Origin of the sequence: Microbacterium sp. MM2322, from assembly GCF_964186585.1 — a bacterium.
Lineage (GTDB): Bacteria > Actinomycetota > Actinomycetes > Actinomycetales > Microbacteriaceae > Microbacterium.
Genome location: NZ_OZ075067.1, coordinates 884,768 through 911,751 on the forward strand (window position 1 = coordinate 884,768; position 26,984 = coordinate 911,751).

21 protein-coding genes are annotated in these 26,984 nt (G+C 69.9%); 10 read left to right on the plus strand and 11 right to left on the minus strand.

Going from position 1 to position 26,984, the window contains the following annotated elements; translation table 11 throughout:
* Positions 1-39 precede the first annotated feature (39 nt).
* The 3 genes from ABQ271_RS04280 (at position 40) to ABQ271_RS04290 (ending at position 6,587) form a co-directional block, all read left to right on the plus strand.
* The gene (locus ABQ271_RS04280) at positions 40-1,227 is read left to right on the plus strand and encodes a glycosyltransferase (RefSeq protein WP_349310285.1); all 1,188 of its coding nucleotides are present in this window, start codon (positions 40-42) and stop codon (positions 1,225-1,227) included.
* 105 nt (positions 1,228-1,332) lie between these two features.
* On the plus strand, positions 1,333-5,211 hold the full coding sequence (locus ABQ271_RS04285; protein WP_349310286.1) for a Pls/PosA family non-ribosomal peptide synthetase: 3,879 nt from the start codon (positions 1,333-1,335) through the stop codon (positions 5,209-5,211).
* Positions 5,208-6,587 carry a M1 family metallopeptidase gene (locus ABQ271_RS04290; protein ID WP_349310287.1) on the plus strand — a complete coding sequence of 460 codons (1,380 nt, stop codon included), beginning with the start codon at positions 5,208-5,210 and terminating at the stop codon, positions 6,585-6,587. The genes ABQ271_RS04285 and ABQ271_RS04290 overlap by 4 nt, the downstream gene beginning before the upstream one ends.
* Here the strand turns inward: ABQ271_RS04290 and ABQ271_RS04295 are convergent.
* On the minus strand, positions 6,562-7,101 hold the full coding sequence (locus tag ABQ271_RS04295; protein ID WP_349310288.1) for a hypothetical protein: 540 nt from the start codon (positions 7,099-7,101) through the stop codon (positions 6,562-6,564). The genes ABQ271_RS04290 and ABQ271_RS04295 overlap by 26 nt on opposite strands.
* 90 nt (positions 7,102-7,191) lie before the next feature.
* On the opposite strand from ABQ271_RS04295, the gene ABQ271_RS04300 reads away from it, so the two are divergent.
* Both ABQ271_RS04300 and ABQ271_RS04305 read left to right on the plus strand, forming a co-directional pair.
* Positions 7,192-9,003 carry a glycoside hydrolase family 15 protein gene (locus tag ABQ271_RS04300; protein ID WP_349310289.1) on the plus strand — a complete coding sequence of 604 codons (1,812 nt, stop codon included), beginning with the start codon at positions 7,192-7,194 and terminating at the stop codon, positions 9,001-9,003.
* 37 nt (positions 9,004-9,040) lie between these two features.
* Positions 9,041-9,937: an SDR family oxidoreductase gene (locus ABQ271_RS04305; protein WP_349310290.1), complete on the plus strand. Its 897-nt coding sequence runs from the start codon at positions 9,041-9,043 to the stop codon at positions 9,935-9,937.
* Positions 9,938-9,994: 57 nt separating this feature from the next.
* Here ABQ271_RS04305 and ABQ271_RS04310 read toward each other — a convergent pair whose 3' ends face one another.
* The 3 genes from ABQ271_RS04310 to ABQ271_RS04320 are packed head-to-tail and all read right to left on the minus strand — an operon-like array spanning position 9,995 to position 13,084.
* Entirely contained in the window at positions 9,995-11,524 is a 1,530-nt protein-coding gene (locus tag ABQ271_RS04310; RefSeq protein ID WP_349310291.1) for a tripartite tricarboxylate transporter permease, read from the minus strand.
* Position 11,525: 1 nt separating this feature from the next.
* Positions 11,526-12,119, minus strand: coding sequence for a tripartite tricarboxylate transporter TctB family protein (locus ABQ271_RS04315; protein ID WP_349310292.1), 594 nt, complete (start codon positions 12,117-12,119; stop codon positions 11,526-11,528).
* Positions 12,116-13,084, minus strand: a complete 969-nt coding sequence (locus ABQ271_RS04320; protein ID WP_349310293.1) for a tripartite tricarboxylate transporter substrate-binding protein — start codon at positions 13,082-13,084, stop codon at positions 12,116-12,118. Before ABQ271_RS04320 ends, ABQ271_RS04315 begins: the two co-directional genes overlap by 4 nt.
* Positions 13,085-13,282: 198 nt before the next feature.
* On the opposite strand from ABQ271_RS04320, the gene ABQ271_RS04325 reads away from it, so the two are divergent.
* On the plus strand, positions 13,283-14,548 hold the full coding sequence (locus tag ABQ271_RS04325; protein ID WP_349310294.1) for an ATP-binding protein: 1,266 nt from the start codon (positions 13,283-13,285) through the stop codon (positions 14,546-14,548).
* A complete protein-coding gene (locus tag ABQ271_RS04330; RefSeq protein ID WP_349310295.1) occupies positions 14,545-15,258 on the plus strand; it encodes a response regulator in 714 nt (237 codons plus the stop codon). The genes ABQ271_RS04325 and ABQ271_RS04330 overlap by 4 nt, the downstream gene beginning before the upstream one ends.
* Before the next feature lie 45 nt (positions 15,259-15,303).
* Here ABQ271_RS04330 and ABQ271_RS04335 read toward each other — a convergent pair whose 3' ends face one another.
* Entirely contained in the window at positions 15,304-15,948 is a 645-nt protein-coding gene (locus ABQ271_RS04335; RefSeq protein ID WP_349310296.1) for a TetR/AcrR family transcriptional regulator, read from the minus strand.
* A gap of 125 nt (positions 15,949-16,073) precedes the next feature.
* Between ABQ271_RS04335 and ABQ271_RS04340 the strand changes: the two genes are divergently transcribed.
* From ABQ271_RS04340 to ABQ271_RS04350, 3 genes are read left to right on the plus strand one after another with little or no spacing between them, the layout of a single operon-like run.
* A complete protein-coding gene (locus ABQ271_RS04340) occupies positions 16,074-17,354 on the plus strand; it encodes an extracellular solute-binding protein (RefSeq protein ID WP_349310844.1) in 1,281 nt (426 codons plus the stop codon).
* 5 nt (positions 17,355-17,359) lie between these two features.
* Positions 17,360-18,286: a sugar ABC transporter permease gene (locus ABQ271_RS04345; protein ID WP_349310297.1), complete on the plus strand. Its 927-nt coding sequence runs from the start codon at positions 17,360-17,362 to the stop codon at positions 18,284-18,286.
* A gap of 1 nt (position 18,287) precedes the next feature.
* Positions 18,288-19,181, plus strand: coding sequence for a carbohydrate ABC transporter permease (locus ABQ271_RS04350; protein WP_349310298.1), 894 nt, complete (start codon positions 18,288-18,290; stop codon positions 19,179-19,181).
* On the opposite strand, the gene ABQ271_RS04355 is transcribed toward ABQ271_RS04350, so the two are convergent.
* The 6 genes from ABQ271_RS04355 to ABQ271_RS04380 all read right to left on the minus strand — a co-directional run bounded on the left by ABQ271_RS04355 (position 19,182) and on the right by ABQ271_RS04380 (position 26,893).
* The gene (locus tag ABQ271_RS04355) at positions 19,182-21,425 is read right to left on the minus strand and encodes a glycoside hydrolase family 3 N-terminal domain-containing protein (protein WP_349310299.1); all 2,244 of its coding nucleotides are present in this window, start codon (positions 21,423-21,425) and stop codon (positions 19,182-19,184) included.
* Positions 21,422-22,435 (minus strand): ABC transporter permease, encoded by a 1,014-nt coding sequence (locus tag ABQ271_RS04360; protein ID WP_349310300.1) that lies wholly within the window; start codon positions 22,433-22,435, stop codon positions 21,422-21,424. Before ABQ271_RS04360 ends, ABQ271_RS04355 begins: the two co-directional genes overlap by 4 nt.
* 2 nt (positions 22,436-22,437) lie before the next feature.
* Positions 22,438-23,517 carry an ABC transporter permease gene (locus tag ABQ271_RS04365; protein ID WP_349310301.1) on the minus strand — a complete coding sequence of 360 codons (1,080 nt, stop codon included), beginning with the start codon at positions 23,515-23,517 and terminating at the stop codon, positions 22,438-22,440.
* Positions 23,514-24,323, minus strand: a complete 810-nt coding sequence (locus ABQ271_RS04370; RefSeq protein ID WP_349310302.1) for an ATP-binding cassette domain-containing protein — start codon at positions 24,321-24,323, stop codon at positions 23,514-23,516. The genes ABQ271_RS04365 and ABQ271_RS04370 overlap by 4 nt, the downstream gene beginning before the upstream one ends.
* Positions 24,320-25,144 (minus strand): ABC transporter ATP-binding protein, encoded by an 825-nt coding sequence (locus ABQ271_RS04375; protein WP_349310303.1) that lies wholly within the window; start codon positions 25,142-25,144, stop codon positions 24,320-24,322. Before ABQ271_RS04375 ends, ABQ271_RS04370 begins: the two co-directional genes overlap by 4 nt.
* Positions 25,145-25,231: 87 nt before the next feature.
* A complete protein-coding gene (locus tag ABQ271_RS04380; RefSeq protein WP_349310304.1) occupies positions 25,232-26,893 on the minus strand; it encodes an ABC transporter substrate-binding protein in 1,662 nt (553 codons plus the stop codon).
* Between the last annotated feature and the right edge of the window lie 91 nt (positions 26,894-26,984).

Genomic DNA, 26,984 nt, shown 5'->3' on the forward strand with positions numbered 1-26,984 from the left:
GTTCATCGCCGTCGCGAGATGCCCCCTGAGCATGGGGGAATGAGTCGTCCTCGCATCCTCTCGCTCTACGAAGGTCTGTTCGCCGGCGGTGCCCGGGTGCTCCACACGAACGTCGTGACCGGACTGCATCTCGACGGTTCGCACGACCATGCGGTGCTGTCGATCGCCTCGCAGGCCCGTCGCGAGGGCGCGATGCAGCCCATGACGGACGACCCGAGGTACCGCTGGCTGCGCGAGGCCGGCATCGACGTCTCGGATCTCGGCCGAGAGGCGAGCGCCGTCGCCCCCGATCCCGAGAGCTTCACGCCCGCAGAGCTCGAGGTCGCAGCCGCCGCCGTCGCGCAGGCCGACGTGATCCTCACGCTCAAGGAGCAGCCCCTCGGGCTCCTGCTCGCCCTCGATGCCCACGGGCTGCTGCCGGACGTACCCATCGCGGCGTGCCTGCACCGCTCCGACCCGACCCACTCGGGCGCAGCCATGCGCTGGTTGGGGGAGCTGGCGGCATCCGGTCGTCTCACCTCGACCATCTCGTGCGCCGAGTCGACGAGCGACGCGTACGCGCGGTTCACCCCGCCGTCCGTGCAGCGCCTCGTGATCCCGAACGGGATCGACCTCGCGCGTTACCGTCCGAAGCCGAACGAGCGGATGCCGCTGCGCACCCGCCTCGGCATCGCGCCGACCGCTCCTGTCGTCCTCTTCGCGGCGCGCTTCGACGCGATGAAGGACCCGGGGCTGTTCCTCCGCGCGGTCCGGGCGCACGCGGCGAAGGACAGCCGTGCGCAGTACCTCATGTGCGGAGCGGGAATGACCGACGACAACGCGGCGCTGACGGCGGCGATCGCCGAGGCGGGCGCCCCTGCCGAGCGCATCCACCGCCTGGGTATTCGCGACGACATGCCGCGCGTCTACCGCGCGGCCGACATCGTCGCGCTGACGAGCGCGTTCGGCGAGGCGTCGCCCCTCTGCCTCATCGAGGGCGCCGCGAGCGGGGCGACCCCGGTCACGACCGCCGTGGGGGATTCGGCGCACGTCGTGGCGGGGATCGGGCTGGTCACCCCTCACGACGCGGAGGCCATCGCGGGGGCATGGGCGAAGGTCATCGCCCGCCGTCCGGACTATCGGGCCGCAGCGCTGGCCGCCCGGCCGCGGATGGGCGCGGACCGCATGCTCGATGAGTACCGGGGAGCGATCGACGGTCTCGCGGAGCGGGTCGAAGCGGCCGCCTGAGCGGATGCCGGTGGGGCGGGCACGGGCTGTTTCTTTCGACCCGCTACCCTGTGTGGCCTCGGCACTCCGTGCAGAGACACCGGCCCCCACCCGAACGGCGACGCTGTGCACGATGTTTTCGACCGATCGAGCGAGGCTCCCGAGCCCCGCACACTGATCGACATCCTCCGGGCGACCGCGGCGCGGCATCCCGAGTCGTCCGCCCTCGAGGACGCCGCCGGTGCGCTCAGCTACGCCGAGGTCCTCGCCGAGGTCGTCCGTCGCGCGTCGCGCTTGCGTGCCGCCGGAGTCCGTCGCGGCGATCGCGTCGGAGTGCGGATGCCGTCGGGATCGCGCGAGCTGTACCTGTCGATCCTCGCGGTGCTCGCCGCGGGCGCCGCGTACGTCCCCGTCGACGCGGACGACCCGCAGGAGCGCGCCGACCTCGTGTTCGGCGAGGCGCGCGTCCGCGGCGTGGTGGGTCTCGACGGACGTTTCGTCGCCTCGGACGGTGACCCGGTCGGGGAACCCGGCGCGGAGGAGCCGCCGCGGCCCGAAGACGACGCGTGGATCATCTTCACCTCGGGCTCGACGGGAGTGCCCAAGGGCGTCGCGGTGAGCCACCGCTCGGCGGCCGCGTTCGTCGACGCCGAGGCGCGCCTGTTCCTGCAGCACGCGCCGCTCGGACCGGGCGATCGGGTGCTCGCGGGGCTGTCGGTCGCCTTCGACGCCTCGTGCGAGGAGATGTGGCTCGCGTGGCGCCACGGCGCCTGCCTCGTCCCCGCGCCGCGCGCGCTCGTCCGCTCGGGGGAGGACCTCGGGCCGTGGCTGGTGGGGCACGGCATCACGGTCGTCTCGACCGTGCCCACGCTCGCGGCGCTCTGGCCGCAGGACACGGTCGAGAACGTTCGCCTCCTGATCTTCGGCGGCGAGGCGTGCCCGCCCGAACTGGTCGCGCGGCTCGTCGGCGAGGGACGCGAACTCTGGAACACCTACGGACCCACCGAAGCGACCGTCGTCGCGTGCGCGGCGCTCCTCGGCGGCGAGGGGCCGGTCCGCATCGGGCTGCCCCTCGACGGCTGGTCGCTGGCGGTCGTCGATGCCGACGGGATGCCGGTGGCTCCCGGTGCGGTCGGCGAGCTCATCATCGGCGGGGTCGGGCTCGCGCGCTACCTCGACCCGGCCAAGGACGCCGAGAAGTACGCCGCCATGCCCACCCTCGGCTGGGAGCGGGCGTACCGCTCCGGCGACATGGTGCGGGCGGACCCCGAGGGCCTCGTCTTCCAGGGGCGCGTCGACGATCAGGTGAAGATCGGCGGGAGGCGCATCGAGCTCGGCGAGGTCGAGGCGGCCCTGCAGGACCTCGACCTCATCGCCGGCGCCGCCGTGGTCGTGCAGAAGACCGACTCGGGGGCGGCCGTCCTCGTCGGCTACGTCGTGCCGCGCGACGGGTTCGACCGGGTCGCCGCGCGCGCCCAGCTCGCCGAGGCGTTGCCGGCACCCCTCATCCCGCTCCTCGCCGAGGTGCCCGACCTGCCGGTCCGCACCTCGGGCAAGGTCGACAAAGCCGCCCTGCCGTGGCCGCTCGAGGACACCGGCGCAGCCGACTCGCACCTCTCCGGCACGGCGGCCTGGCTCGCCGAGCAGTGGTTCGCCGTCCTCGGTGCGCGCCCGGGCGACGAGGATGCCGACTTCTTCCAGCTCGGCGGCGGATCGCTCGCCGCCGCGCAGCTCGTGTCGCGGATCCGCTCGCGCGCACCCGAGTTCACGATGGCCGACGTGTACGACCGGCCGAAGCTCCGGCGCATGGCCGACGCCGTCGACGACGCCTCCGACGACGGGGCGGATGCCGGAGGTCACAGCTCCGCCCGGCCCACCCCGCGTCGCATGCAGCTGCTGCAGACGCTTCTCGGCTTCCCCCTGTTCGTGTTGAGCGGGGCGCGCTGGATCACCTGGTTGCTGACCGCCAGCGTCTTGCTGCAGCTCGGCCCGGGCTTCGACTTCCTCCCCGAGACCTCGCCGGTCGCCGTCATCCTCCTGCTCCTCGTGTTCGCGACTCCGTTCGGGCGGATGGCGATCTCGGCCGCCGCCGCGCGGCTGCTGCTCGCCGGGGTCCGAGCGGGGGACTACCCGCGCGGCGGCGGCGTGCACCTGCGGCTGTGGCTCGCGGAGCAGATCGCGCACCAGATCGATCCGGTCGGCCTCGCGGGGGCACCCTGGGTCGTCTACTACGCCCGCGCGCTGGGCGCGAAGATCGGCACGAACGTCGACCTCCACACCCTGCCGCCGGTGACCGGCATGCTCCACATCGGTGCCGGCGCCGCGATCGAACCCGAGGTCGACCTGGCCGGGCACTGGATCGACGGCGACACGGTCCGCATCGGATCGATCCGCATCGGCGCCGGCGCCACGGTCGGCGCCCGCAGCACGCTCGCGCCGGGCACGAAGATCGGGCGCGGCGCCGAGGTCGCCCCCGGCTCGGCCGTGTTCGGCCGGGTCCGCGCCGGCCAGCGATGGGCCGGCTCGCCGGCCGCGCGCATCGGCGGCACGTCGACGCCGTTCGCCCCCTCCCCGCCTCCGCCCGGGCGCCGGTGGCTCTGGGCGTACGGCGTGTCCTCGGCGTTCCTGGGCGCTCTCCCGTTCCTCGCGTTCGCCGCGGGTGGCGCCGTCGTCACGGCGGGCGCCCGCGAGGCCGACACGATCGCTGAAGCCGTGCCGCCGCTGCTGGCGATGCTCGTGCCCGGCGTCCTCACGGCGGGCGTGCTGTTCGCCGGCGCCGTCGTGCTCGTCGTGCGGCTCCTCTCGCTCGGGATGACCCCGGGCGTCCACCCCGTCCGCAGTCGCGTCGCTTGGCAGGCGTGGACCACCGAGCGCATCCTCGACTCGGCGCGGGTTCTCCTCTTCCCGCTCTACTCGAGCCTCTTCACACCCGTCTGGCTCCGGATGCTGGGCGCCAAGGTCGGGCGGGAGGTCGAGGCATCCACTGTTCTCCTCATCCCCGCGATGACGACGATCGACGACGGAGCCTTCCTCGCCGACGACACGATGGTCGGCACCTACGAGCTGAACCGGGGGTGGATGCGGCTGGGTCCGGCCCGCATCGGCAAGCGCGCGTTCCTCGGCAACTCGGGGCTCGCGGCGGGAGGCCACCGGGTGCCGAAGGACGGTCTCATCGCCGTCCTGTCCGTCGCGCCCGAGAAGGCGAAGGCCGGCTCGTCGTGGCTGGGGTCACCGGCCGTGCGTCTGCGCCGCGTGGTCAACGAGGCGGACCTCGAACGAACGTATCGACCGCACCCGCGGCTGCGTGTCGCCCGGACGCTCTGGGAGCTCCTCCGCTTCGTGCCCGTCGTCGTCACGTGTGCGCTCGGCCTCGCGGTGCTGCTCGTGTTCGCAGCCATCGTCGAGGTCGCGGGCCTCGGCGTCGCGCTGGCGGCGTCGGGGGCCGTGCTCCTCGCGGCAGGCGCGGTCGCGGCGGGCATCACCACCGTGGCGAAGTGGGTGCTGGTCGGGCCGATCCGCCCGGGGGAGCACCCCCTCTGGTCGAGTTTCGTGTGGCGGACCGAGGTCGCCGACACCTTCACCGAGATGGTCGCCGCCCCCTGGTTCGCCTCGCCGGCGTCGGGGACCCCGGCGCTCGCCGTGTGGCTCCGGACCCTCGGGACGAAGATCGGCCGCGGCGTCTGGACCGACAGCTACTGGTTCCCAGAACCCGACCTCGTCACCCTCGGCGACGGCGCGACGGTCGGCCGCGGATGTGTGGTTCAGACGCATCTGTTCCATGATCGTGTGATGAGCATCGACACCGTGACCCTCGAACCGGGGGCGACCCTCGGGCCGCACTCGGTGGTCCTGCCCGCGGCCACGATCGCCGCGGACGCGACGGTGGGCCCGGCATCCCTCGTCATGCGCGGCGAGACCGTGCCCGCCGGAAGCCGCTGGAGCGGCAACCCCATCGGACCGTGGCGTGCGGTCAAGGTCCGCGCGTACCAGGACGCGGAAGGATGATCGTCGACCCGTACACACCGGTCAGCGGCGACAGCTCCTATGCCGCGGTGCACTACGACCTCGATCTCGATTACAAGCTCGCCGGCAATCGTCTGACGGCGACGGCGACCATCGACATCCGTGCGCGCGAGGAGATCCGCTCCGCCGCGTTCGACCTCGTCGGACTGCGCGTCAGCCGCGTGAAGGTGGCGGGCGATACGCGCGCGTCGTTCCGGCAGACGGATCGCAAGGTGCGCGTGACGTTCTCGACCCCGCTGGCAGCGGGCGACACGGCACGCATCGCGATCACCTACGCGGGAGCACCGCAGCCGCGTCGGACCCGCTGGGGTCTCCTCGGCTGGGAGGAGCTCGAGGACGGCCTCATCGTGGCCTCGCAGCCGACCGGAGCGCCCACCTGGTTCCCCTGCAACGACCTGCCGTGCGAGAAGTCGACGTACGCGCTCCGGGTCGCGACAGACCCCGGGTACGCAGTGGTCACGGGTGCGACCGGCACCCGCGCGCGAGCCGGGCGGCGCGACGCCTGGTCGTTCACGATCGACACCCCGACGCCCTCGTATCTCCTGACGCTCCAGATCGGGCCCTATCGAGAGACCGCGGTCGACCTCGCCGGGGTCCCCGGCCGGCTCTTCCACCCGGCGGGCCTCGAGAACCGCGCCGCGGCCGACTTCTCCCTGCTCGGCGACATGATGAGCGCGTTCGCGGAGTCGTTCGGCCCCTACCCCTTCCCGCAGTACACGATCGTCGTCACGCAGGACGAGCTCGAGATCCCGCTCGAGGCGCAGGGCATGGGCATCTTCGGGTCGAACCACATCGACGGCGCCGGGTCGCTCGAACGTCTCGTCGCCCACGAGCTCGCCCACCAGTGGTTCGGCAACAGCGTCGGGGTCGAGGGCTGGCAGCACATCTGGCTCAACGAGGGCTTCGCCTGCTACGCCGAGTGGGTCTGGTCGGAAGCGTCGGGCAAGGCGACCGCCCACGGGCTCGCCCTCGCCCACCACGCCCGGCTCGCAGCGCTCCCGCAGGACCTCCGCGTGTCCGACCCGGGTCCCGACCTCATGTTCGACGACCGCGTCTACACCCGCGGCGCACTGGCCCTACACGCGCTGCGGCTGACCGTGGGCGACGACCCGTTCTTCTCGCTCCTGCGCGAATGGACGACCCGGCACCGGTTCGGGGTCGTCACGACCGCAGACTTCACCGCGCTCGCCGAGGAGCAGACGGGCGCCGCTCTCGGCCCGCTGTTCACGGCGTGGCTCGACGACACTGCTCTGCCGGACCTCCCGAAGGGCGGAAAGCGGGGGGCGCGTCCCGCGTCCATCACCGAGCGGGTCGGGCTGATCGACGCCGTGTTCAGGCGGGATCGATCGCGAGGCTGACGACGTAACCCGCCGGCCCCGTCACGCGGTGGACGGCGATCGTGCGGTCGTTGTCCGGAACCCGCGCACGCCCGTCCGCGACGACGACGGTGGCAGGGTCGACCCGGAGGCCGCGACCGTCGGCCTTGAGCGCCGCCTCGATGGCGGTCCACCCGCCCGCGTCGGGCGGGGGTGACGGCGCGAAGAGGGCGTCGAGGCCGGGGAGAGTACCGGCATCCCTCTCCACATCGATTCCGATCGCCCGGGCGTGAGCCGCCGCGGCGACGACCACCCCGGGAGCGTACGCGACGCTGATCGCGGCGTCGTCGCTCCGGAGCGGGCCGTGGTCGACGCCCCCGCACACCTCGCATCGCTGGCGGATGCCGGTGTCCGCCACCCCGAGCAGGCTCAGCGCCTCGCGGAGCAGGTGCCGGCCGGCGACGCGCGCCTCGGCAGTGCGACCGCTGCCGGCCGTCTCCGGCACGGTCCGCCAGCCGACGACGACGCCGTCGGGGTGGGAGAGGCGGACGAGCACGGGGCCAGGCTACCCGCGCCGGGCGTCACACATCGTCGGCAGGGTGTCAACCGGCATCCCCTTCGTCGGCATCGGGGTGACACTCGAGCGATGCCTCCCCTCGACGACTCCGCACCCGGTCAGGACCTGCGCAGCTACGCGCCGATCGGCGACGGGCGGACGGTCGCCCTCATCGGGTTGCGCGGCCAGATCGACTGGATGCCGCTCCCCGGCATCGACGACCTGCCGATCTTCGGGCGACTGCTCGACGACGACGCGGGCGGGTGCATCGAGATGGAGCCGGTCGAGGAGTACGAGGTGCGCCGCCGGTATCTGCCGCGCACGAACGTGCTCGTCACGACCTTCACGACCTCGTCGGGGAAGGCGACGGTCACCGACGCGCTCGTCACGGGCGTCGCGGGGCGATTGCCGTGGTCGGAACTCGCGCGCCGCGTCGACGGTGTCGAGGGCGAGGTCGCCTTCCGGTGGCGGGTGCAGCCGGGCACGTCGCTGAAGACCGCGGCGCCGTGGCACGACCGGGCGAACGGTCGCAGCATCCTGCGCTCAGGACTGACGACGATCGGTGTCACCGGCCGCGACCATGGTCCGGAGCCGGCAGCGTCGGCCGACGGGATCGCGACAGGACTCGCGGGCGGTTTCACGACGGGCGCGGGGACTCGGCACCTGCTGATCGTCGTCGGCACGCACGACGAGCCGATCCACTTCCCCGATCCCGACAACGTCGACCGCGGCATCGACCGCACGATCGAGGCCTGGCGCGCGTGGTCGCGGGAGTTCTCGTACGAGGGCCCCTGGGCGACGGATGTGCAGCGGAGCGCGCTGATGCTGAAGCTCCTGATCCACAGCCCCACCGGCGCTATCGCGGCCGCCGCGACGACGTCGCTGCCCGAGAACCTCGCCGGTGGCAAGAACTGGGACTATCGACTCGCCTGGGTGCGTGACCTGGCCTACACCGTCGACGCGCTCATCGGCTTCGGTCTGCGTGAAGAGACCCACGCCGCCATCTCGTGGCTGCTGCGGACGATCCGCCGTCACGGTCCGGAGCTCCACGTCATGTACACCCTCGACGGGGAGCTCGACGGGCACGTCACGGAGTACGACGTGCCCGGCTGGCGGGGCATCGGTCCGGTCGTGACCGGCAACCCCGCGCGCGAGCAGGTGCAGCTCGGCGTGTACGGCGATCTGTTCGCCATCTGCCGCGCCTACGTCGAGGCGGGCAACGCTCTCGACGTCGAGACCGGACGGATGCTGTCGATGTATGCCGACCAGGTGTGCGACGCGTGGCGGAACCCCGATTCGGGCATGTGGGAGCTCCCCGAGGAGCGGCACTACGTGTCGTCGAAGATGGGATGCTGGCAGGCCCTCAACGACGCCGTCACCCTCGCGGAGCTGGGGCAGATCCCCGGCAGCAGCGAGCGCTGGGCGGCCGAGGCGACACTCGTCCGCGAGTGGGTCGATGAGCATGGCTGGTCGGAGTCCCGCGGCGCGTACGTCATGGCGCAGGGCAGCCGCGACCTCGACGCATCCGTTCTGCTGCACTCGCTGAGCGGGTTCGACCGCGGCGAGCGGATGTCGCGCACGATCGATGCGCTCACGGGAGAACTCGGCGAAGGGCCGCACCTGTACCGCTACACCGGCATGCGCGACGAGGAGGCGACGTTCGTCGCGTGCGGCTTCTGGCGGGCAGCCGCGCTCGTCTGCGTCGGACGTCACGACGAGGGCATCGCCGCGATGGACGAGCTGGTGAAGACCGGCAACGACGTCGGGATGTTCGCCGAGATGATCGACCCCGACGACGGGGCGTTCCTCGGCAACCTCCCGCAAGCGCTCAGCCACCTGGCGCTGATCCGCGCCGCCCTCACGATCCGGGAGCTCGTGGGCGACGACGCCACCGGCTCCTGACGACCTCACGACGACCACCACGAAGAAGGAGAGCACGATGTCACGCGACCAGTACACGTTCACGAACCCGGTGGAGCTCTACTCCGAGATCGAGCCCCAGAAGGGCCACCAGCAGGAGCCCGGCCTCGACGCCGACCTCGCGCCGAAGGCCGACCTCGGCGAAGACACCTACCGCGGCACCGGCCGCCTGGCGGGCCGTAAGGCCCTCATCACCGGCGGCGACTCGGGCATCGGCGCGGCCACGGCCATCGCCTTCGCCCGCGAGGGCGCCGATGTCGCCCTGTCGTACCTGCCCGAAGAGGAAGAGGACGCGCAGCGCATCGCCGGCATCCTCCGCGAGGCCGGCGCGACCGTCCTCACCTTCCCCGGCGACCTGAAGCAGAAGGACTACTGCGTCGAGCTGGTCTCGAAGACCGTCGACGCGCTCGGTGGACTCGACATCGTCGTCAACAACGGCGGAAAGCAGATCTACAACGAGGATCTGGCGACGCTCGACGACCAGCAGTTCGACGACACGTTCACGACGAATGTCGACGCCATGTTCTGGATCACGAAAGCCGCCCTGCCGCACCTGCCCGCCGGATCGACGATCATCAACACGACGTCGATCCAGGCGTACTCGCCGTCGGAGACGCTCGTCGACTACGCCTCGACGAAGGCGACGATCAACGCCTTCACGAAGGCGCTGGCCCAGCAGCTGGCACCGAAGGGGATCCGCGTCAACGCGGTGGCGCCCGGACCGATCTGGACGCCGCTCCAGGTCACCGACGGTCAGCCGCCCGAGAAGCTCGAGTCGTTCGGTGAGCAGACCCCGCTCGGGCGCATGGGCCAGCCCGCGGAACTCGCTCCGGCCTACGTGTTCCTCGCCTCGGCCGAATCGAGCTACGTGCTCGGCGAGACCCTCAACGTCAACGGCGGGATGCCGACTCCCTGACGCCCGCATGACGAAGGCCCCGGCGCATCACGCGCCGGGGCCTTCTGTCGTGGGAGATCAGGCGCCCACGAGCTCTTTCGTGGCCGCCTTCTCGCGCTTGCGGGCGACGACCTTGCTGCGGACGGAGAACACCAGCACGAGCGCGAGCAGGGCGTACAGCGTGATCGAGATGGGGCCCTGCACGAGCACCGAGAAGTCGCCGTTCGCGCTCATCGCGGCATCCCGGAGGCTCGTCTCCGCGAGAGGGCCGAGGACCATCCCGATGATGAGCGGTGCGAGGGGAAAGTCGAGCGCCCGCATGAGGAAGCCGAGCAGGCCGATGGCGAGGAGCATGACGAGGTCGAACGTCGACCCCGACGTCGCGTAGATGCCGAGTCCGCAGAAGACCGTGATGCCGGCGTACAGGTAGGGGCGGGGGATCAGCAGGAGCTTCGCCCACACCATCGCGAACGGCAGGTTCAGGATGAGGAGCACGACCATCGCGATGAAGAAGCTCGCGAGCAGCGACCAGACGAGGTCGGGAGCCCGATCGAACAGCAGCGGCCCCGGCTGGAGTCCGTACTGCCGGAACGCGGCGAGCATGATCGCGGCGGTCGCCGAGATCGGCAGGCCCAGAGCCAGGAGCGCGCCCATCGCCATACCGGTCGTCGAGTTGCCGGCAGCCTCCGGGGCGGCGAGGCCGCGGATGGCGCCCTTGCCGAACATCGGGTTCTTGCGCCGCTTGTCGAGACGCTTCTCGAGGCCGTACGCGAGGAACGTCGGGATCTCCGAGCCGCCGGCGGGGACGACGCCGAACGGCAGCCCGATGGCGGTTCCGCGCAGCCAGGCGGGGGCGGCTTCCCTGAGCTCGCGCCTGCTCAGCCACGGGCGACCGGTCGGCTTGATGAGCGCCTTGTCCTTCATGTGCCGCTCGAGGCAGGCCACGTAGATCACTTCGCCGAGAGCGAGGATCGCGACGGTGACGGTGACGAGGGAGATGCCGTCGAAGAGGTTCGGGGAGTCCATCGTGAAGCGGGGAGCGCCTGAGACGCCGTCGATGCCGATGACCGCGATACCGAGGCCGATGAGGAGCGACGTGAGCCCTTTGACGGCGCTGTCGGCGACCACCGAGGAGGTTGCCGCGAAGGCGAAGACGGCGAGGGCGAAGAACTCGGCGGGACCGAAGCGGCTCGAGAAGTCGGCGAGGGCCGGAGCGACGAACACGACGACGACCGAGGCCACCATGCCACCGATGAACGCACCGATGGCGGCCGTGGCGAGAGCCTGGGCGGCCCGACCGTTCAGCGCCATCTTGTGGCCCTCGAACGTCGAGGCGATGGCGGATGCCTGCCCCGGCGTGTTCATCAGGATGCCCATCGTCGAGTCCCCGAACAGGCCACCGAAGTAGACGCCGGCGAACATGATGAATGCGGCGGTCGGGTCGAGCGAGAAGGTGACCGGCAGCAGCAGCGCGACGGCCATGGACGACCCGAGGCCGGGGAGGACGCCGACGGCGGTGCCGAGGAGGCATCCGATCAGGACCCACAGCAGGTTCGCGGGAGTGAGGGCGCCGGCGAAGCCTTGGCCGAGAAGTGTCAGGACGTCCATGTCAGAACCCTCCGAGGAGACCGGACGGGAGGGGCATCCCGAGGGCCATGTCGAAACCGATGTAGGCGAGCGAGCTCAGCGTGAAGCCCACGATGAGGCTGTGCAGGGACCGCGTCGCGCCGAAGGCCTTGGCCACGCACCAGAAGAGGAGGCCCGCGGCGATGATCCAGCCGAGGACGTCGAGCAGGAACGCGAACGCGAGGAAGGGAAGCGCGACCCAGGCGAGCGAGCGGAGGTCGACGCGGACCGGCCGCGCGGGTTCCTCGCCCTCGGCGGCGGCACGCTCGGCCTCGATCTCGGCGGTGAGGGCGTCGGGGGTCGCGCGGATCTCTCGGATCGCGGTGACGGCGAGCGTCACGGCGAAGATGTACAGCCCGGCCGCGATGATGCCGGGGAAGAACTGCGGCCCCGGGAAGTCCGTGCCCTCCGGGACGCGCATCGTGATGATGCCGACGACGAGGTACGTCGCGAAGGCCACGAGGATCACGGGCATCGTGAGGCCCTTGAGTAGGGCGGCGGCGCCGGGGGCGGAGACCAGGCGCAGACGCTGGCCGACGACGGCGGATGCCGAGGTGGGGTTGGCGGGGAAGGTCACAGGCCGATCTCCTCGTAGAGTGCGCGGATGCGGGTCTCCTCGTCCTTCAGGAAGGTGTCGAGGTCGTCACCCGTGATGATGCGTTCGGTCCAGTGATAGCGCTCCATCGCATCGGCCCATTCGGGGGTCGCGACGCTCTCGAGCACGAGCTCGGTGAGCGCGTCGCGCTCGCCGTCGGTGAGGCCGGAGGGCGCAGACAGCGAACGCCAGTTCGTGAGCGTGACGTCGTAGCCCTGCTCCACGGCGGTGGGGATGTCGATGCCGTCGACAGGCTCCTTGGCGACGAGCGCGAGGGCGCGAAGCCGGCCAGCCTCGATCTGATCGATGTTGTCGGGGTATCCGCCGGCCGCGGCCTTCGCCGTGCCGTTGAGGAGCGCCTGGATGGCCTCGCCACCGCCATCGGAGGAGATGTACGTCGTGTCGACGGGGTCGATGCCCGCGGAGATCGCGAGGTCGGTGACGACGAGCTGATCGAACGATCCGCCGCCGGTCCAAGGGAGCGCCTTCGGGTCTTCCTTCCACCCGGCGACCAGGTCGTCGAGCGTCTTGTAGGGGGAGTCGGCGGGGACGACGATGACGTCGTACTCCTCGACGACGACCGCAAGCGGAGTCACGTCGTCGAGGGTCGCTGCGGAGTTGAACTGGATCGTCGCGGCGAGAAGACCTGTTCCGCCGACGAGCATGTTGTTCGGCTGACCCTCGAGCACAGAGACGTTGCCGAGGGCGATCGTGCCGCCGGCACCCGGCATGTTCACGACCTGCACGTTGTTGACGAGACCGTTCGCCTTCTGCGCCTGCTGCAGTTCGCGGGCGACGCCGTCCCAGCCGCCACCGGCGGCGGCGGGAGCCACGATCGTCATCGACGCATTGATGTCGTTGCCGGTGCTCGCCGAGGCGATCGAGCCGGCCGCAGCAGTGCCGATGGCCGCGGCGGCGATCACGCCACCGACGACGCGGCCGATCACGGTGCGGCGCCGACTGGGCGGCGTCTGGGGGATCTGTCTGGGTCATCATTGCTCCATTCGCGCGGACATCGTCGTCTCCGCGAGATCGAATTAGGATGACAGCGCGCGGTGCGGGACCGGCATCCTTCGGCACTTGTTCTCTTAAACGCTCACGCGTCTAAACGCTCACGCGTCGCGCACGGACGGGAATGGTGAACGATGGCGTCTCCGCGGCGGCCCCGTGTGGCCCGGCTGGTGCTGCTCGTGCTGCCCTCCGTCGTGACCCTCGCGGCCCTGTCGGTGACGGTCGCCGTGGCGATGGCGGTGCAGGAGCGCACGATCCGCGAGGCGACCGCCGAGCGCGTGATGGGTGTCGCGCGGAGTCTCGCCGCCCTCGCCGACGTGCGCGCCACGCTGTCGACGGTGACGGATGCCGGGACCCCCGGCGACCTCGCGGACTCCGATGACCTCGCCGCGGCGACGACGGCGCTGCAGCCCATCGCTGAGCTCGTGGCGGAGTCCGCGGGCGTCTACTACGTCGTGATCACCGACGACGAAGGCGTCCGGATCACGCATCCGCTCGCGACGGAACGCGGGGTGCAGGTCGAGACGACGAACTCCTCCGTGCTGCTCGGCGAGACGTTCCTCGGCACCGAGCGGGGCGCCTCGGGGCCGTCGCTGCGGGCGAAGGTGCCGGTGCGAACGAGCGACGGAACCGTGGTGGGAATGGTCGCCGTCGGGGTGCTCGAATCGAGCATCGCGGCCGATCGGGATGCGGCGCTCGCCGCTCTCCTCCCGTGGGGGATCGGCGCCCTGGTGGTGGCGTCGCTCGCGAGTTCCGCGCTGACAGCGTCGGTCGAGCGCCGATTCCGACGAGCGGATGCGGTCGCGGTGGAGAACGCGCAGATGCGCCGCACGACAGCCGCCCTTCGAGAGCAGGCGCACGAGTTCGGCACGCGACTGCACGTGGTCCACGGACTCGTCTCGCAGGGCGACACCGCCGCGGCGCTCGGCTACATCGAAGAGGTGTCGTCGGTCCGGACAGTCGGCGACGCCGCGGAGGTCGGCGGGCCCGTCGCATCGGCCGCCGTGCACACGGTGCGCGCGGAGCTCCTCGAGCTGGGGGCGCAGGCGGAGTTCGATTTCACTCTGGACGGCGACCTCGACGAGGGGGCGGTCTCGGTCGTGGCCAACCTGTGCCGCAACGCCGGCGAGGCGGGCGCGACGCGGGTGCGATGCGTGCTCCGGGATGCCGAGGGGCGCCTCCTCGGCGCCGTCGAGGACGACGGCCCCGGGATCGATCCGACGCTCGCCGGTCGCATCTTCGCGCAGGGCTTCTCGACGAAGGACGACGCGTCGGGCTTCGGTCGGGGCTACGGCCTCGATACGGTGCGGCGGACGGTGACGTCGCGCGGCGGCACGATCGAAGTGGGCGCGTCGGCCCTCGGCGGGGCACGATTCGGCTTCGAGATGGAGCGGGTGTGAACGGGCGGTCGATCAGGGTGCTGGTCGTCGACGACGATCAGGGCGCGCGCGCCCTGCACAGCCGGTTCGTGGACGCCGCGCCAGGGTTCACGGTCGCGGGCGCCGCCGGGACCGGCCGGGACGCTCTCGCGCAGAGCGCGTCGGGCGTTGACCTGGTTCTCCTCGACATGCGGCTCCCCGACATCAGCGGCGTCGAGGTCCTGCACCGGTTGCGCACCTTCGGCGATGCGGGCCCAGATGTGCTCGTCATCAGCTCGTCGCAGGATCAGACGACGGTGCGCCAGGCGCTCGCCGCCCGGGTGGTCGGGTACCTCGTGAAGCCGTTCACCGAGGCTGCGCTCCGCGAGCGGTTGGAGCGGTATCGCGAAGAGCGGCAGGCGCGATCGGATGCCGGGCGTGAGCGCCCCCTCGCACAGGGCGAGATCGATCGCCTGCTGGCGACCGGCGGCATCCGGACCGTGTCCTCATCGCGGGCGGGGTCGCGGGCACTGCCGAAGGGGCTCGCGGCGACGACGCTGGAGCGCGTCCTGGCGGCGCTGGACGCCGCGACGGGGCGGTCCGTCGTCGAGGTCGCGGCGGCGTGCGAGATGTCGCGCGCGACGGCCCACCGGTACCTGACGCATCTCGCCGGATCCGGCGCCATCGCCGTCTCGCACCGGTACGGCAGGCGCGGCCGCCCCGAGGTCCTGTACCGCCTCGCGCCCGGCTGACCCGTGCGGTGCGCCGCCGGGCTGCGCTCGGGACGGCGCCCGACCTCAGGCGTCGTCGTCGCGTGCCGGGATCTCGAGGAGGCGCAAGAAGTCCTCGAACAGGCCCGCCATGTCGACGGCCTCCGGGTCGAGCAGCCATTGCAGCTGCAGGCCGTCCATCATCGCCGTGACGAGCTGACCGATCCGCTTCGCGTCGAGGTCGGTGCGGAGCTGCCCCTCGTCCTGCAGTCGCGTGAAGGATTCGTCATCCTGGTGGCGAATGGCGCGGTATCGGTCGCGGAACGACTCGTGGGCGGGATGCTGCGGGTCGGTGGCCTCGGCTGACAGCACGACGTGCAGGGCGACGAGGCCGGGGGAGCCGGTGTTGCGGGCGACCTGCTCGCGCATCGTGTCGACGAAGCTGACGCCGGCGGCCTCCGCTTCTTCGCGGCGAGCACGGTCGATGTCGTCGCGCGCGGCGATCGTTGCGGCGAGCAGCCCGACCTTCGACCCGAAATGGTGGAGGAGGCCCGCATCCGAGATGCCGACGCGGCGCGCGATCTCGCGGAGCGATGTGCCCCGATACCCCTGCTCGCCGAACACCTCGACGGCGGTCTCGAGGATCGTGGTCCGTCGTTTGTCGCCTCGCACGCGGCGCAGATCGGGGCGTTCGGGAAGGTCGGGCGAGGTCTCTTCGGATGCGTTGCTCATGGCCTGCTCTCTTGCGAGGTGGGGTGGCGCCAGTCTATGCTCAACAAACTAAGCGAGCAGTTGCTAAGTTACTTTTCCTTTCACCTGCCGTGGCGTCAAGACTCGATGAGGAGGATCCCGTGAAGATGCGGAAAAAGGCACTCGCGTTCAGTGCCATCGGTGTGGTCGGAATGCTCACCCTCGCCGGGTGCGGTCGGGCGGATGACGCCGGTCAGGGTGGCGGTGGCGAGGCCGCGACCGTCGACGAATCGCCGGCGAAGGGGGCCATCGAGGTGTGGGCGATGGGTGAAGAAGGCGAGAACCTCGCCGACTTCGCCGATGGGTTCGTCAAGGACAACCCCGACGCGAAGGTCACCGTGACCTCGATTCCGTGGACAGACGTCATGACCAAGTACCAGACGGCTGTCGCCGCCGGTACGGTGCCCGACGCGATCATGATCGGTTCGTCGCTGCTGCCGTCGATGGTCGCTGCAGGTGGCCTCGCCAAGGTGCCGGACGACCTGGTGGATGAGGACTCCTTCAACGAGACCGCTCTCGAGTCGACCGAGGTCGAAGGCACCTCCTACGCCGTGCCGTGGTACGTCGAGACGCGCGTCATGTACTACCGGGAGGACCTCGCCGAGAAGGCGGGCGTCGAAGCGCCGAAGACGTGGGACGACCTGACGGCGTTCGCAGCCGCGATGAAAGCGAACGGGGCGGATTACGGCATCCAACTCCCCATGGGTGACGCTGAGGACTCGACCCAGGTGATCCTCCCGTTCTATGCGCAGGCCGGTGGAGAGGTCTTGAACGACGCAGGTGACGCGTACGCGTGGGATGAGGCGGCGCTGACCGACGCGCTGGAGTACTACGGGTCGTTCTTCACCGACGGGCTCGCGCCGATGTCGGGGTACGGCGACGCGCAGACCGCCGCGTTCGCCGACGGCTCGAACCCGACGTTCATCTCGGGCCCGTGGATGGTGGGCGTGCTCGGCGACCAGGAGTCGGCCCAGTGGGTCGATGAGAACGTGGGAACCGCGCCGGTCCCGGCGGGCACCGACAACAACGATTCCTATCTCGGTGGTGGGCACCTCGGTGTCTTCGAGGACGCGAAGAACGCCGACGGCGCCTGGAAGCTGGTCCGTTGGCTGTCCGAGCCCGAGACCCAGCAGAAGTGGTTCGAGACGGTGAACGCCCTGCCGGCGGTGACCTCGGCGCTCGACTCCGAGCCGTTCACCTCGGATCCGCGGCTGTCGGTTCTCAACGCGCAGCTCGAGAACACCGTCGCCCCGCCGTCGGTTCCCAGCTGGAACGAGATGTCGGCGTTCATCGAGACCGAGGCCGAGAAGGTCGCCAACGGCAGCAGCGCCGAGGAATCGGCATCCGCCATCGTCGCGAAGGCCGAGTCTCTCGGCACGGGCTGGTAAGGATCGTGGCGCTCGCTGCGACGGGCACGACTGGGCGGCGAGGAGGATTCGCCGCCCAGCGACGCCGAACGGCGGTGGTGGCGTGGGTTTTCGCGCTGCCCTTCCTCGTCATCTTCGCCGTGTTCATGCTGGGCCCGCTCGTGGGGTCGTTGGCGATGTCGTTCACCGACCTCGGGGTGCGGGACCTCCGTTCGCCGTTCTCGGTGAACGTGATCGGGTTCGACAACTTCGTCGCGCTGTTCCAGGACGAGCTGTTCGTGAAGTCGATCGTCAACACGTTCTACTTCGTCGGCGTCGGCATCCCGCTCACCATGGCACTCGGTCTGTTGCTGGCCGTCGCCCTGAACTCGGGGATCGAGAAGTTCCGGAGCGTCTTCCGCGTCGGGTTCTACACGCCCGTCGTGACATCGATCGTCGCGGTCGCGGTGGTCTGGAAGTTCATCCTGCAGGACTCGGGTCTGCTGAACACCGTGCTCTCGTGGGTCGGGATCAACGGTCCCGACTGGCTGAACGATCCGTTCTGGGCGATGCCGTCGATCATCCTGATGGGCGCCTGGCGCAACATGGGCACGCTCATGATCATCTTCCTCGCGGGGCTGCAGGCGATCCCGCGGGACGTCTACGAGGCAGCCGAGGTCGACGGCGCGAGCGCGTGGCGCCGGTTCACGAACATGACGCTTCCGCTGATGCGCCCGACACTCCTGCTCGGTGCGGTGCTCCTGTCGGTGGGGTTCCTGCAGGTGTTCGAGGAGCCGTTCGTCATGACCCAAGGCGGCCCGCTGAACTCGACCCTGACCATCAGCTATTACGTCTACAACCAGTTCGGATACGGCGACTACTCGCTCGCGTCCGCGGCGGCCTACGTGCTGTTCGCGTTCATCGCAGCGTTGTCGGCGGTGCAGTTCCGGCTGCTGCGATCGAAGGACAACTGACATGGCACTCACGACGGTGACCGAGCCCGAGAACGCAGCGGTGACGACGGATGCCGCGCCGCGCCGGCGCCGGCGCTCGCCCGGCTGGTCGCGGAGTCTCACCTACCTCGCGCTCACCATCGGGTTGATCATCACGCTGGCCCCCTTCATGTGGATGCTGCTGGGCAGCTTCAAGACGCAGGGCGAGCTCTTGCAGCGTCCCATCACGTGGTGGCCCGAGCAGGCGACGTTCGACAATTACTCGCGCTGGCTCACGCAGCTCGACTACGGACAGTTCTTCCTGAACTCGGTCGTCGTCGCCCTCGTCGTGGTCTTCGGGAACATCGTGTTCTGCTCGATGGTGGCCTACGCGCTCGCGAAGCTGGAGTTCCCCGGAAAGAAGGTCTTGTTCGGCCTGGTGTTGCTCACGCTCATGGTGCCGGGTGTTGTGACGCTGGTCCCGATGTTCGTCCTCGTGGCCAACATGGGGCTCGTCAACACGTATCCGGCGCTCATCCTGCCGTTCCTCGCGGGACCGCTCGGGGTGTTCCTCATGCGGCAGTTCATCATGGGCGTCCCCGATGCGCTCATCGAGGCGGCCCGCATCGACGGCGCGGGGGAGTTCCGCATCTTCCTGCGAGTCGTGCTGCCGCAGTGCGGCCCGCCGATCGCGACTCTCGCGATCCTCACGTTCCTCGGCTCGTGGAACAACTTCCTCTGGCCGCTGGTGATCGCCCAGACCGAGCAGATGTACACACTGCCTGTCGCGCTCTCGCTCTACTCGGTCGGCTCGAACGGTACGTACTACGGGCTCCTGATGGCCGGGTCCGTGCTCGTCGTCACTCCGATCCTGCTGCTGTTCCTCTTCCTGCAGCGCTACTTCGTGCAGGGCATCACGATGACCGGGCTCAAGTAGTCAGCGGATCTCGAACGAGACCGCCTGCAGCACCTCGTTGCGGGACGACGGCCCGATGAGGAGCTCGAACTCCCCGGGTTCCACGATGCGGCGGCCGGCCGCATCCACGATCGTGCACTCCGACGCCGGCAGGTCGATCTCGACCGTGGCGCTGTCGCCTGCGGCGATGTCGACGTGGCGGAACATCTTCAGCTCCTTGTCGGCCCAGCTGACCGACGTCACCGTGTCGCGGACGTAGACCTGCACCACCTCGTGCGCCGGGCGCTCGCCGGTGTTCCGCAGCGTCAGACGCGCCCGCACGGTGTCGCCGGCCGAAACGACGGGCGTCAGGACCTCCGCGTCGCCGTACTCGACGGTCGTGTACGAGAGCCCGTCGCCGAAGGCGAACGCCGGCTCCTGCGTGAGGTCGGCGTAGCGGTCGCCGTGCTGGCCGCGGATCTGGTTGTAGTACGTCGGCTGCTGGCCGGCGTGGCGGGCGAACGAGATCGGCAGACGCCCTGCGGGATCGATCTCGCCGAGCAGCAGCTCCGCGATCGCGCGTCCGCCCTGCATCCCCGGGTTCGCGACCCAGATGACGGATGCCTTCCGCACCGACTCCGGCAAGATGAGCGGCTTCGACGCCATCAGCACGACGACGAGCGGCGTGCCCGTCGCCGCCAGGGCGTCGAGGAGAGCCCGCTGCCCGCCGATCAGATCGAGCGTCGCGGTCGAGCGACCCTCGCCGACGAGCTCGATGCGATCGCCGACGACCGCGACGACGACGTCCGACCGCTCCGCGAGAGCGACCGCCTCGGCGATCTCCGCGGCGTCCGGTTCCTCGGGTGCGACGACGGGCGGTCGTGGCTGCCCGTCCGGGAACACACCTGCGGGGTCGTCGGCGAGGGTCAGGATGCCGGCGCCCCGCGCGTGCTCGACGGTGCTGCCCTCGGGGGCGAGCTCTCGCAGCCCGTCGAGGACGGTCGTGATCTGCGCGCGCGGGTGGCCGTCCGGCATCCAATCGACCTGCCCGGAGGAGCCCGCCCAGTCGCCGAGCTGCGTCTGCGCGTCGTCGGCGAGCGGGCCGACGAGGGCGATGCGGCGTGTGGCGGGCGCCAGCGGCAGCGTGCCGTCGTTGCGGAGCAGCACGAGCGAGCGCCGGGCGATCTCGAGGTTGAGGTCGGTGTGGTCGTCCCGCGCGACGACGGCGGCGATGCGCTCCCGGTCGGGCAGGCGCGGGTTCTCGAACAGTCCGAAGCGGAACTTCAGCGCCAGGATGCGCGAGACGGCCTGATCGATGTCGGCCTCGGACAGCATCCCGCGGTCGACCGCTTCGAGGGCGCCCGCGAAGAAACCGGGCGTCGTCATCACCATGTCGTTGCCCGCCTTCACAGCGGCGGCGGCAGCGTGGGCGTAGTCGGGCTGAACCTTCTGCTCCCACACCATCCGGCCGATGTTGTCCCAGTCCGTGATGAGCGTGCCGGTGTAGCCCCACTCGCCGCGGAGCACGTCGCTGAGCAGCCAGTCGTTCACCGTGATCGGCACGCCGTCGGTGGTCTGGTAGCCGAGCATGAAGGTGCGGCATCCCTCCCGCGCGACGCGTTCGAACGGCGGCAGGAACCAGGACCGGAGCTTGCGGCGCGAGATGTCGGCTTCGCTCGCATCGCGGCCGCCCTGCGTCTCGGAGTAGCCCGCGAAGTGCTTGGCAGTCGCGAGGATCGCGTCGGGGTCGTCGAGGCCGTCGCCCTGGTAGCCGCGCACCATCGCCGAGGCGAGCTCGCCGATGAGGAACGGGTCCTCGCCGAACGTCTCGCCGACGCGGCCCCAGCGGAGGTCGCGCGCGATGCAGAGGACGGGGGAGAAGGTCCAGTGGATGCCGGTGGCCGCCACCTCGGCCGCGGTCGCCTTGGCGACGCGCTCGACCAGGGTGGGATCCCACGACGCCGCCATGCCGAGCTGTGTCGGGAAGATCGTCGCTCCCTCCCAGAACGAGTGCCCGTGGATGCAGTCCTCTGCGACGAGGAGCGGAATCCGCAGCCGGGTCTGAGCGGTGAGCTCGGCGGCGCGGAGCACCTTCTCGGGGGACGTGTGGAGGATCGAGCCGGCGTGGCGCTCGTTCACGATGTGCTCGAGGTCCTCGCGGGCGTCGAACTGCATCATCTGCCCGATCTTCTCGGGCAGCGTCATCCGTCCGAGGAGGTCGGCGACGCGGTCGTCGACGGAGAGCGACGCGTCGAGGTAGGCGTCGGCGATGTCGACACTCGTCATTCGCGGGCCTCCCGGCGAGTGGTGGGGACCTCGACGGTACGGACGGCGGTGACGGCGTCGTTGACGTTCAGGCCCTTCTTCTTCATCGCGCGGGCGCGCTCGCCGGCGGAACGCAGGCGCGGGTTGACGTACTCGTCGATGCCGAAGTTGATGAGCGACAGCGCCACCCCGATGGCGGCGATGCAGAGCCCCGGGGGCAGGTACCACCACCACTGGTTCTGGCGGAACGCGCCCTGCGCGCTCGCCCAGTTGAGGATCGTGCCCCAGTTGTACGTGTTCACCGGGATGACGCCGATGTACGACAGCGTCGTGAGGCCGAGGATGGCGGCGGTCACCGTGCCGACGAAGCTCGCCGCGATGAGCGCCATGAGGTTCGGCAGCATCTCGACGGTGATGATGCGGCGGAGCGGCTCGCCGTTCGCGCGGGCGGCCTGGATGAAGTCGCGGTTGCGCAGCGACATGGTCTGCGCACGGAGGACGCGCGCGCCCCAGGCCCAGCCGGTGATGCCGAGGACGGCGGCGATGAGGATGAGCGGCGGCTCCTCGAACATCGACGCGACGATGATGATGAGCGGCAACCCCGGGATGACGAGGAACACGTTCGTCAGCGCCGAGAGGCCCTCGCTCTTCCACCCGCGGACGTAGCCGGAGACGACCCCGACGACGATGGCGATGAAGGTCGCGAGGATCGCGGCGAGGAAGCCGACGACGATGACGCCGCGTGTGCCGAAGATGACCTGGCTGAGGACGTCCTCACCGATATGGGTGGTGCCGAGCCAGTGCTCGGCGGACGGCGGTTGGAACCGCGCCGTGTTGTCGACCTGAGTGGGCGAGAACGGTGCGAGCACGTCGGCGAAGATCGCGATGAGGACGAAGAAGCCGAGGATGACGAGGCCCGTGATGGACTTGGCGTTGCGGAACATCGCGAACGCCGATCCGAGGCGGGCCCAGAACGTGTTCGGCGTCGGGTCCTCGGTGCTGGCCATGCGGATCGTGGCGGTGGTGGTCATGTTCAGGCCTCCGTCTGGCGGGTGCGCGGGTCGAGGAACGCGTAAGCGATGTCGGCGAGGATGTTCGCCACCAGCACCGACAGCGTGATGACCAGGAAGACGCCCTGCATGAGCGCGTAGTCCTTGCCGTTGGTGGCATCCAGCAGCAGCTTTCCGACGCCGGGGTAGCTGAAGACCATCTCCATGACGATCGTTCCGCCGACGATGAAGCCGATCGACAGTGCGAAGCTCTGGATCTGGGGGAGGACCGCGTTGCGGGCGGCGTAGCGCCACAGCACGCGCGAGTTCGGCATGCCTTTGGCCTGCGCGACCGTGATGTAGTCCTCGTCGAGGACCGTGAGCATCATGTTGCGCATGCCGAGCATCCAGCCGCCGAGGGAGGCGATGATGATCGTCACTGCGGGGAGCGTCCCGTGGTGGATCACCTGCCCGATGAACTCGGGGGTGAGCTCGGGCGAGTAGCCGACGCCGTACGCCTTGCCGATCGGGAACCACTTGAGGTTGACCGAGAAGAGGGCGATGGCGAGCAGCCCCAGCCAGAAGTACGGGATGGTGCTGAGGAAGGTCGTGATCGGGATCATGACCTCGGAGCGGCTGCCGCGGCGCCACCCGATGACGGCGCCTCCGATCGTGCCGATGAGGAACGAGATGATCGTGGCGAAACCGACGAGTCCCACCGTCCACGGGAGGGCCTGGCTGATGACCTCGCCGACGGGGCGGAGGCCGTGCAGGAGCGAGACGCCGAGGTCGCCGCGGAGCATGAGGGCCCAATAGTCGATGTACTGCTGCCACATCGACTTGTCGGTGTCGATGCCGAGCAGGGCGCGGAGCGCGTCGGCCGCCTCGGGCGTGACGTTGCGGTTGCGGGCCAGGTACTGGTCGACCGCGTCGCCCTTCATGAGGCGGGGCAGGAAGAAGTTGATCGTGATCGCGGCCCACAGCGTGAAGAGGTAGAACAGGGCGCGGCTGCCGAGGAAGCGCCACGGGATGCGGGAGCGTCCTTTGACGGCGGTGGTCGCGGTCGTGCCGACCTCGAGCGCGTCGGGCGTCTCGACGGGCAGTTGGGGTTCGACGGCGGTCATCGGGCACCTCCGGGCAGTCCCGGAGCCGACGCGAAGTGGCTCTCGGGATCGGGGGACGCAGCGCGGAGCTCCTGCGTGTAGGGGTTCTGGGGACGCAGGATCACGTCGTCGGCGGTGCCGCTCTCGACGACCTTGCCCTGGTTGAGCACGAGGATCTCGTCGCTGAAGTGCCGCGCGGTCGCGAGGTCGTGGGTGATGTAGAGCACCCCGAGTCCCTCTTCGCGCTGCAGGTCGGCGAGGAGGTTGAGGACGCCCATGCGGATCGACACGTCGAGCATCGACACCGGTTCGTCGGCGACGAGCAGGCGGGGGCGGGATGCCAGGGCTCGGGCGATCGCGACGCGTTGCCGCTGCCCGCCGGAGAGTTCGTGAGGGCGGCGGTCGATGACCGTGTCGGGCTCGAGCCGCACACGCTCGAGCAGCCGGCGCACCTCGCCTTCGACATCCTTCTTCGGGACCACGTTGTCGAGGCGCAGCGGCCGTTCGACGTGGTGACGGATGGAGTGGTACGGGTTCAGCGACGCGAACGGGTCCTGGAACACCATCCGGAGCTGCTGCCGGTAGTCGCGCAGGCCCTTGCCGCGGCGGGGGATGGGCTTCCCGTCGAGACGGACCTCGCCGCTCGTGGGTGTCTCGAGCTGGGTGAGGATCTTGGCGATCGTGGACTTGCCGCTGCCGGACTGGCCGACGAGGCCGATCGTCTGACCGGACGAGAGGGTGAACGAGACGTCGTCGAGGGCCTTCATCTGGCCGGCTCCGCGGACGTGGTACACCTTCGTGACGCTGTCGAACTCGAGTGTGGTCATCGGACGACGACCCCCCTTTCACCGGTCAGCCGCGGGAACGAGGACAACAGCGTGCGCGTGTACTCGTGCTGCGGGGCGGTCCAGATGCGCTCGGCGGTGTCGATCTCGACGATCTCGCCCTTGCGCATGATGGCGATGCGGTCGCTGATCTCCAGAAGCAGCGGCAGGTCGTGGGTGATGAAGATGACGGAGAAGCCGAACTCGTGTCGCAACTGCGAGATCTGCTTGAGGATCTCGCGCTGGACGAGGACGTCGAGCGCGGTGGTGGGCTCGTCCATGATCATCAGCTGCGGTCGGAGGGCGAGCGCCATGGCGATCATGACGCGCTGGCGCATCCCGCCGGAGAGTTCGTGCGGGTACGAACGGCTGCGGGCGGCACCGACCTTGACGATCTCGAGCAGCTCCTTCACCGCGTCGCGGCGCGCGGCCCGGCTCATGTCGGGGCGGTGCACCTCGAAAACGTCGGCGAGCTGCGAGCCGATCGTGGCGACCGGGTTGAGGGCGTTCATCGCTCCCTGGAAGACCATCGAGATCTTGTCCCAGCGGAAACGGCGCATCTCTTCCGGATCGAGCGAGTTGACGTCGATGTCCTCGCCGGAGACATCGCGGAAGGTGACGGAACCGCTGGAGATGACGGCGGGCGCCTTCAACAGGCGCTGCACACCGTAGGCGAGAGTGGTCTTTCCGCATCCGCTTTCGCCGGCGAGGCCGAGGATCTCGCCGCGGCGCAGTTCGAGGCTGACGTGGGTGACGGCTTCGACCGGGGGGTCGACGTCGTAGACGACCGAGAAGTCGTCGACGGACAGTAACGAATCGCGCATCAGTGCGTGCTCGCTTTCGTGGAGATGAGCAGGAGTGGCGGGACGGATGCCGCGGGCCATGCGGCATCCGTCCCACCGTCGGTCGGATTACTCTTTGGGCTTCAGCTTCGTCAGGATCTGAACGACGCCGACCTGCGTCGGGTCACCCGCGGCGTACTGGTCGTCCTCCGAGGGCCAGCCGACGTAGTTGCGCGTGTTGAACTCGCCGAGGAGCGGGTGAGCACCCAGCGGGATGGCGGGGACGTTCTCGACGAACGCCTTCTGCAGGACGGCGCCGGCCTCGGCGCGCTCCGCATCGGATGCCGCGTTGGCGTACGTGTTCAGCGCCTCGGTGACTGTCGGGTCGTCGAAACGCCCGAAGTTGAAGGACGCCTTGTCGTCGACGATCCACTTGGGGTCCATGGTCGACGTGTACAGGCCGTACGCGTTGCCGGTGTCCTCGAGCCAGTGGATGATCGCGTCGAAGTTGCCTTCCTGCTTGCTGGCGTCCCAGCCGCCGAAGTCGGGCTGGTCGACGTTCACCTTGATGCCGAGCGCCTTCTCGAGCTCCTCGGACATGAGGGCCTGCTCGGTGTTCCAGTCGCTCCAGCCGGCGGGGACCGAGACCGAGAACTCGACGGCCTCACCGTCGGGGTCGGTCAGCGCGCCGCTCTTCCAGGTGTAGCCGGCGTCGGTCAGGACCTCCTTGGCTTTGTCGACGTCGACCGAGTAGTTGTCGTCCTTGTACTCGTCGATGATCTCGCTCTCGAGCACGGAGCTGAGGCCGGTCTTGTTCCAGATCGCCTCGCTCGCACCCTCGCGGGCGATGTCGACGTAGGCCTGCCGGTCGATCGTCCACGCGAGCGCTTCGCGGAGGGCGGGGTCGTTGAAGGGCTTCTTCTGCAGGTTCATGAAGAGCGTGCCGGCACCCGGGGTGGGCGAGACCAGGAACACGTTGTCCGGGTCGGCGGCGAGGTAGCTCTCCTCGACCTGCGGGATGAAGGCCTGCGCCCAGTCGGCGTCGCCCGAGACGAGCGCGGTGGTGAGAGCGGCGTTGTCACCGTAGGAGACGTAGTTCAGCTGCGGGACGGCGAGGTCGCCACCCCAGTAGTCGGGGTTCGCCTTGAGGGAGACGGACTCGGTCGACCAGTTGGACATGACGTACGGGCCGGTGCCGACGAGCTTGCCCTCATCGGTGAGGGGGTCGGTGTTCGGGTCCTCGATGTCCTTCCAGATGTGCTCCGGGACGATCGGGGTGTGCAGGACGCGGCCCTGCGAGGTGAACTTCGAGCTCGAGAAGGTCAGCACGACCGTGTCGCCGTCGGCCTTGACGTCGGTGACGCCGAGAGCGCCGGTGTCGGTCAGCTTGCCGCTGAGGTACTGGGTGAAGGTGAAAACGACGTCGTCGGCGGTGAAGTCCTCACCGTCGCTCCACTTCACGCCGCTGCGAGGCGTGACGGTGAGCTGCGTGTAATCGGCGTTCCATTGCACCTTCTCGGCGAGCCACGGGGTCGTCTTGAGGTCGCCGGTCGGGTTGACGAGGGCGAGGGGCTCGAAGATGACCTTGGCGTAGCCGTAGCGCTGGCCGGCCGAGTCTCCGAGGTAGGGGTTGTGGGATTCGGTGGTGATCGCGCCGTCGGGCTTCGCGATCGTCAGGGCGGCCCCGGAGCCGTTGCTTCCGGATTCGTCGTTTCCTCCGCCGGCGGCGCAGCCGGTGAGGATGAGTGCCGCGGTGAGACCGGCGGCGGCGAGGGAGGTTTTCAGCCTCATTGCTTCTCCTTCATGTGTGGTCCCGGCGCCGCGAAAAGACCTCCGAAGGAGTGCCACTCGGCGCTGAGTGTGATTGCATGGGAAAACTTAC

What these genes read in the sequence shown, in the direction of transcription:
- ABQ271_RS04280 (WP_349310285.1), top strand. Translation starts at nt 40, where the DNA reads ATGAGTCGTCCTCGCATCCTCTCGCTCTACGAAGGTCTGTTCGCCGGC.
- ABQ271_RS04290 (WP_349310287.1), top strand. Translation starts at nt 5,208, where the DNA reads ATGATCGTCGACCCGTACACACCGGTCAGCGGCGACAGCTCCTATGCC.
- ABQ271_RS04300 (WP_349310289.1), top strand. Translation starts at nt 7,192, where the DNA reads ATGCCTCCCCTCGACGACTCCGCACCCGGTCAGGACCTGCGCAGCTAC.
- ABQ271_RS04305 (WP_349310290.1), top strand. Translation starts at nt 9,041, where the DNA reads ATGTCACGCGACCAGTACACGTTCACGAACCCGGTGGAGCTCTACTCC.
- ABQ271_RS04310 (WP_349310291.1), bottom strand. Translation starts at nt 11,524, where the DNA reads ATGGACGTCCTGACACTTCTCGGCCAAGGCTTCGCCGGCGCCCTCACT.
- ABQ271_RS04325 (WP_349310294.1), top strand. Translation starts at nt 13,283, where the DNA reads ATGGCGTCTCCGCGGCGGCCCCGTGTGGCCCGGCTGGTGCTGCTCGTG.
- ABQ271_RS04335 (WP_349310296.1), bottom strand. Translation starts at nt 15,948, where the DNA reads ATGAGCAACGCATCCGAAGAGACCTCGCCCGACCTTCCCGAACGCCCC.
- ABQ271_RS04340 (WP_349310844.1), top strand. Translation starts at nt 16,074, where the DNA reads ATGCGGAAAAAGGCACTCGCGTTCAGTGCCATCGGTGTGGTCGGAATG.
- ABQ271_RS04350 (WP_349310298.1), top strand. Translation starts at nt 18,288, where the DNA reads ATGGCACTCACGACGGTGACCGAGCCCGAGAACGCAGCGGTGACGACG.
- ABQ271_RS04355 (WP_349310299.1), bottom strand. Translation starts at nt 21,425, where the DNA reads ATGACGAGTGTCGACATCGCCGACGCCTACCTCGACGCGTCGCTCTCC.
- ABQ271_RS04360 (WP_349310300.1), bottom strand. Translation starts at nt 22,435, where the DNA reads ATGACCACCACCGCCACGATCCGCATGGCCAGCACCGAGGACCCGACG.
- ABQ271_RS04365 (WP_349310301.1), bottom strand. Translation starts at nt 23,517, where the DNA reads ATGACCGCCGTCGAACCCCAACTGCCCGTCGAGACGCCCGACGCGCTC.
- ABQ271_RS04370 (WP_349310302.1), bottom strand. Translation starts at nt 24,323, where the DNA reads ATGACCACACTCGAGTTCGACAGCGTCACGAAGGTGTACCACGTCCGC.
- ABQ271_RS04375 (WP_349310303.1), bottom strand. Translation starts at nt 25,144, where the DNA reads ATGCGCGATTCGTTACTGTCCGTCGACGACTTCTCGGTCGTCTACGAC.
- ABQ271_RS04380 (WP_349310304.1), bottom strand. Translation starts at nt 26,893, where the DNA reads ATGAGGCTGAAAACCTCCCTCGCCGCCGCCGGTCTCACCGCGGCACTC.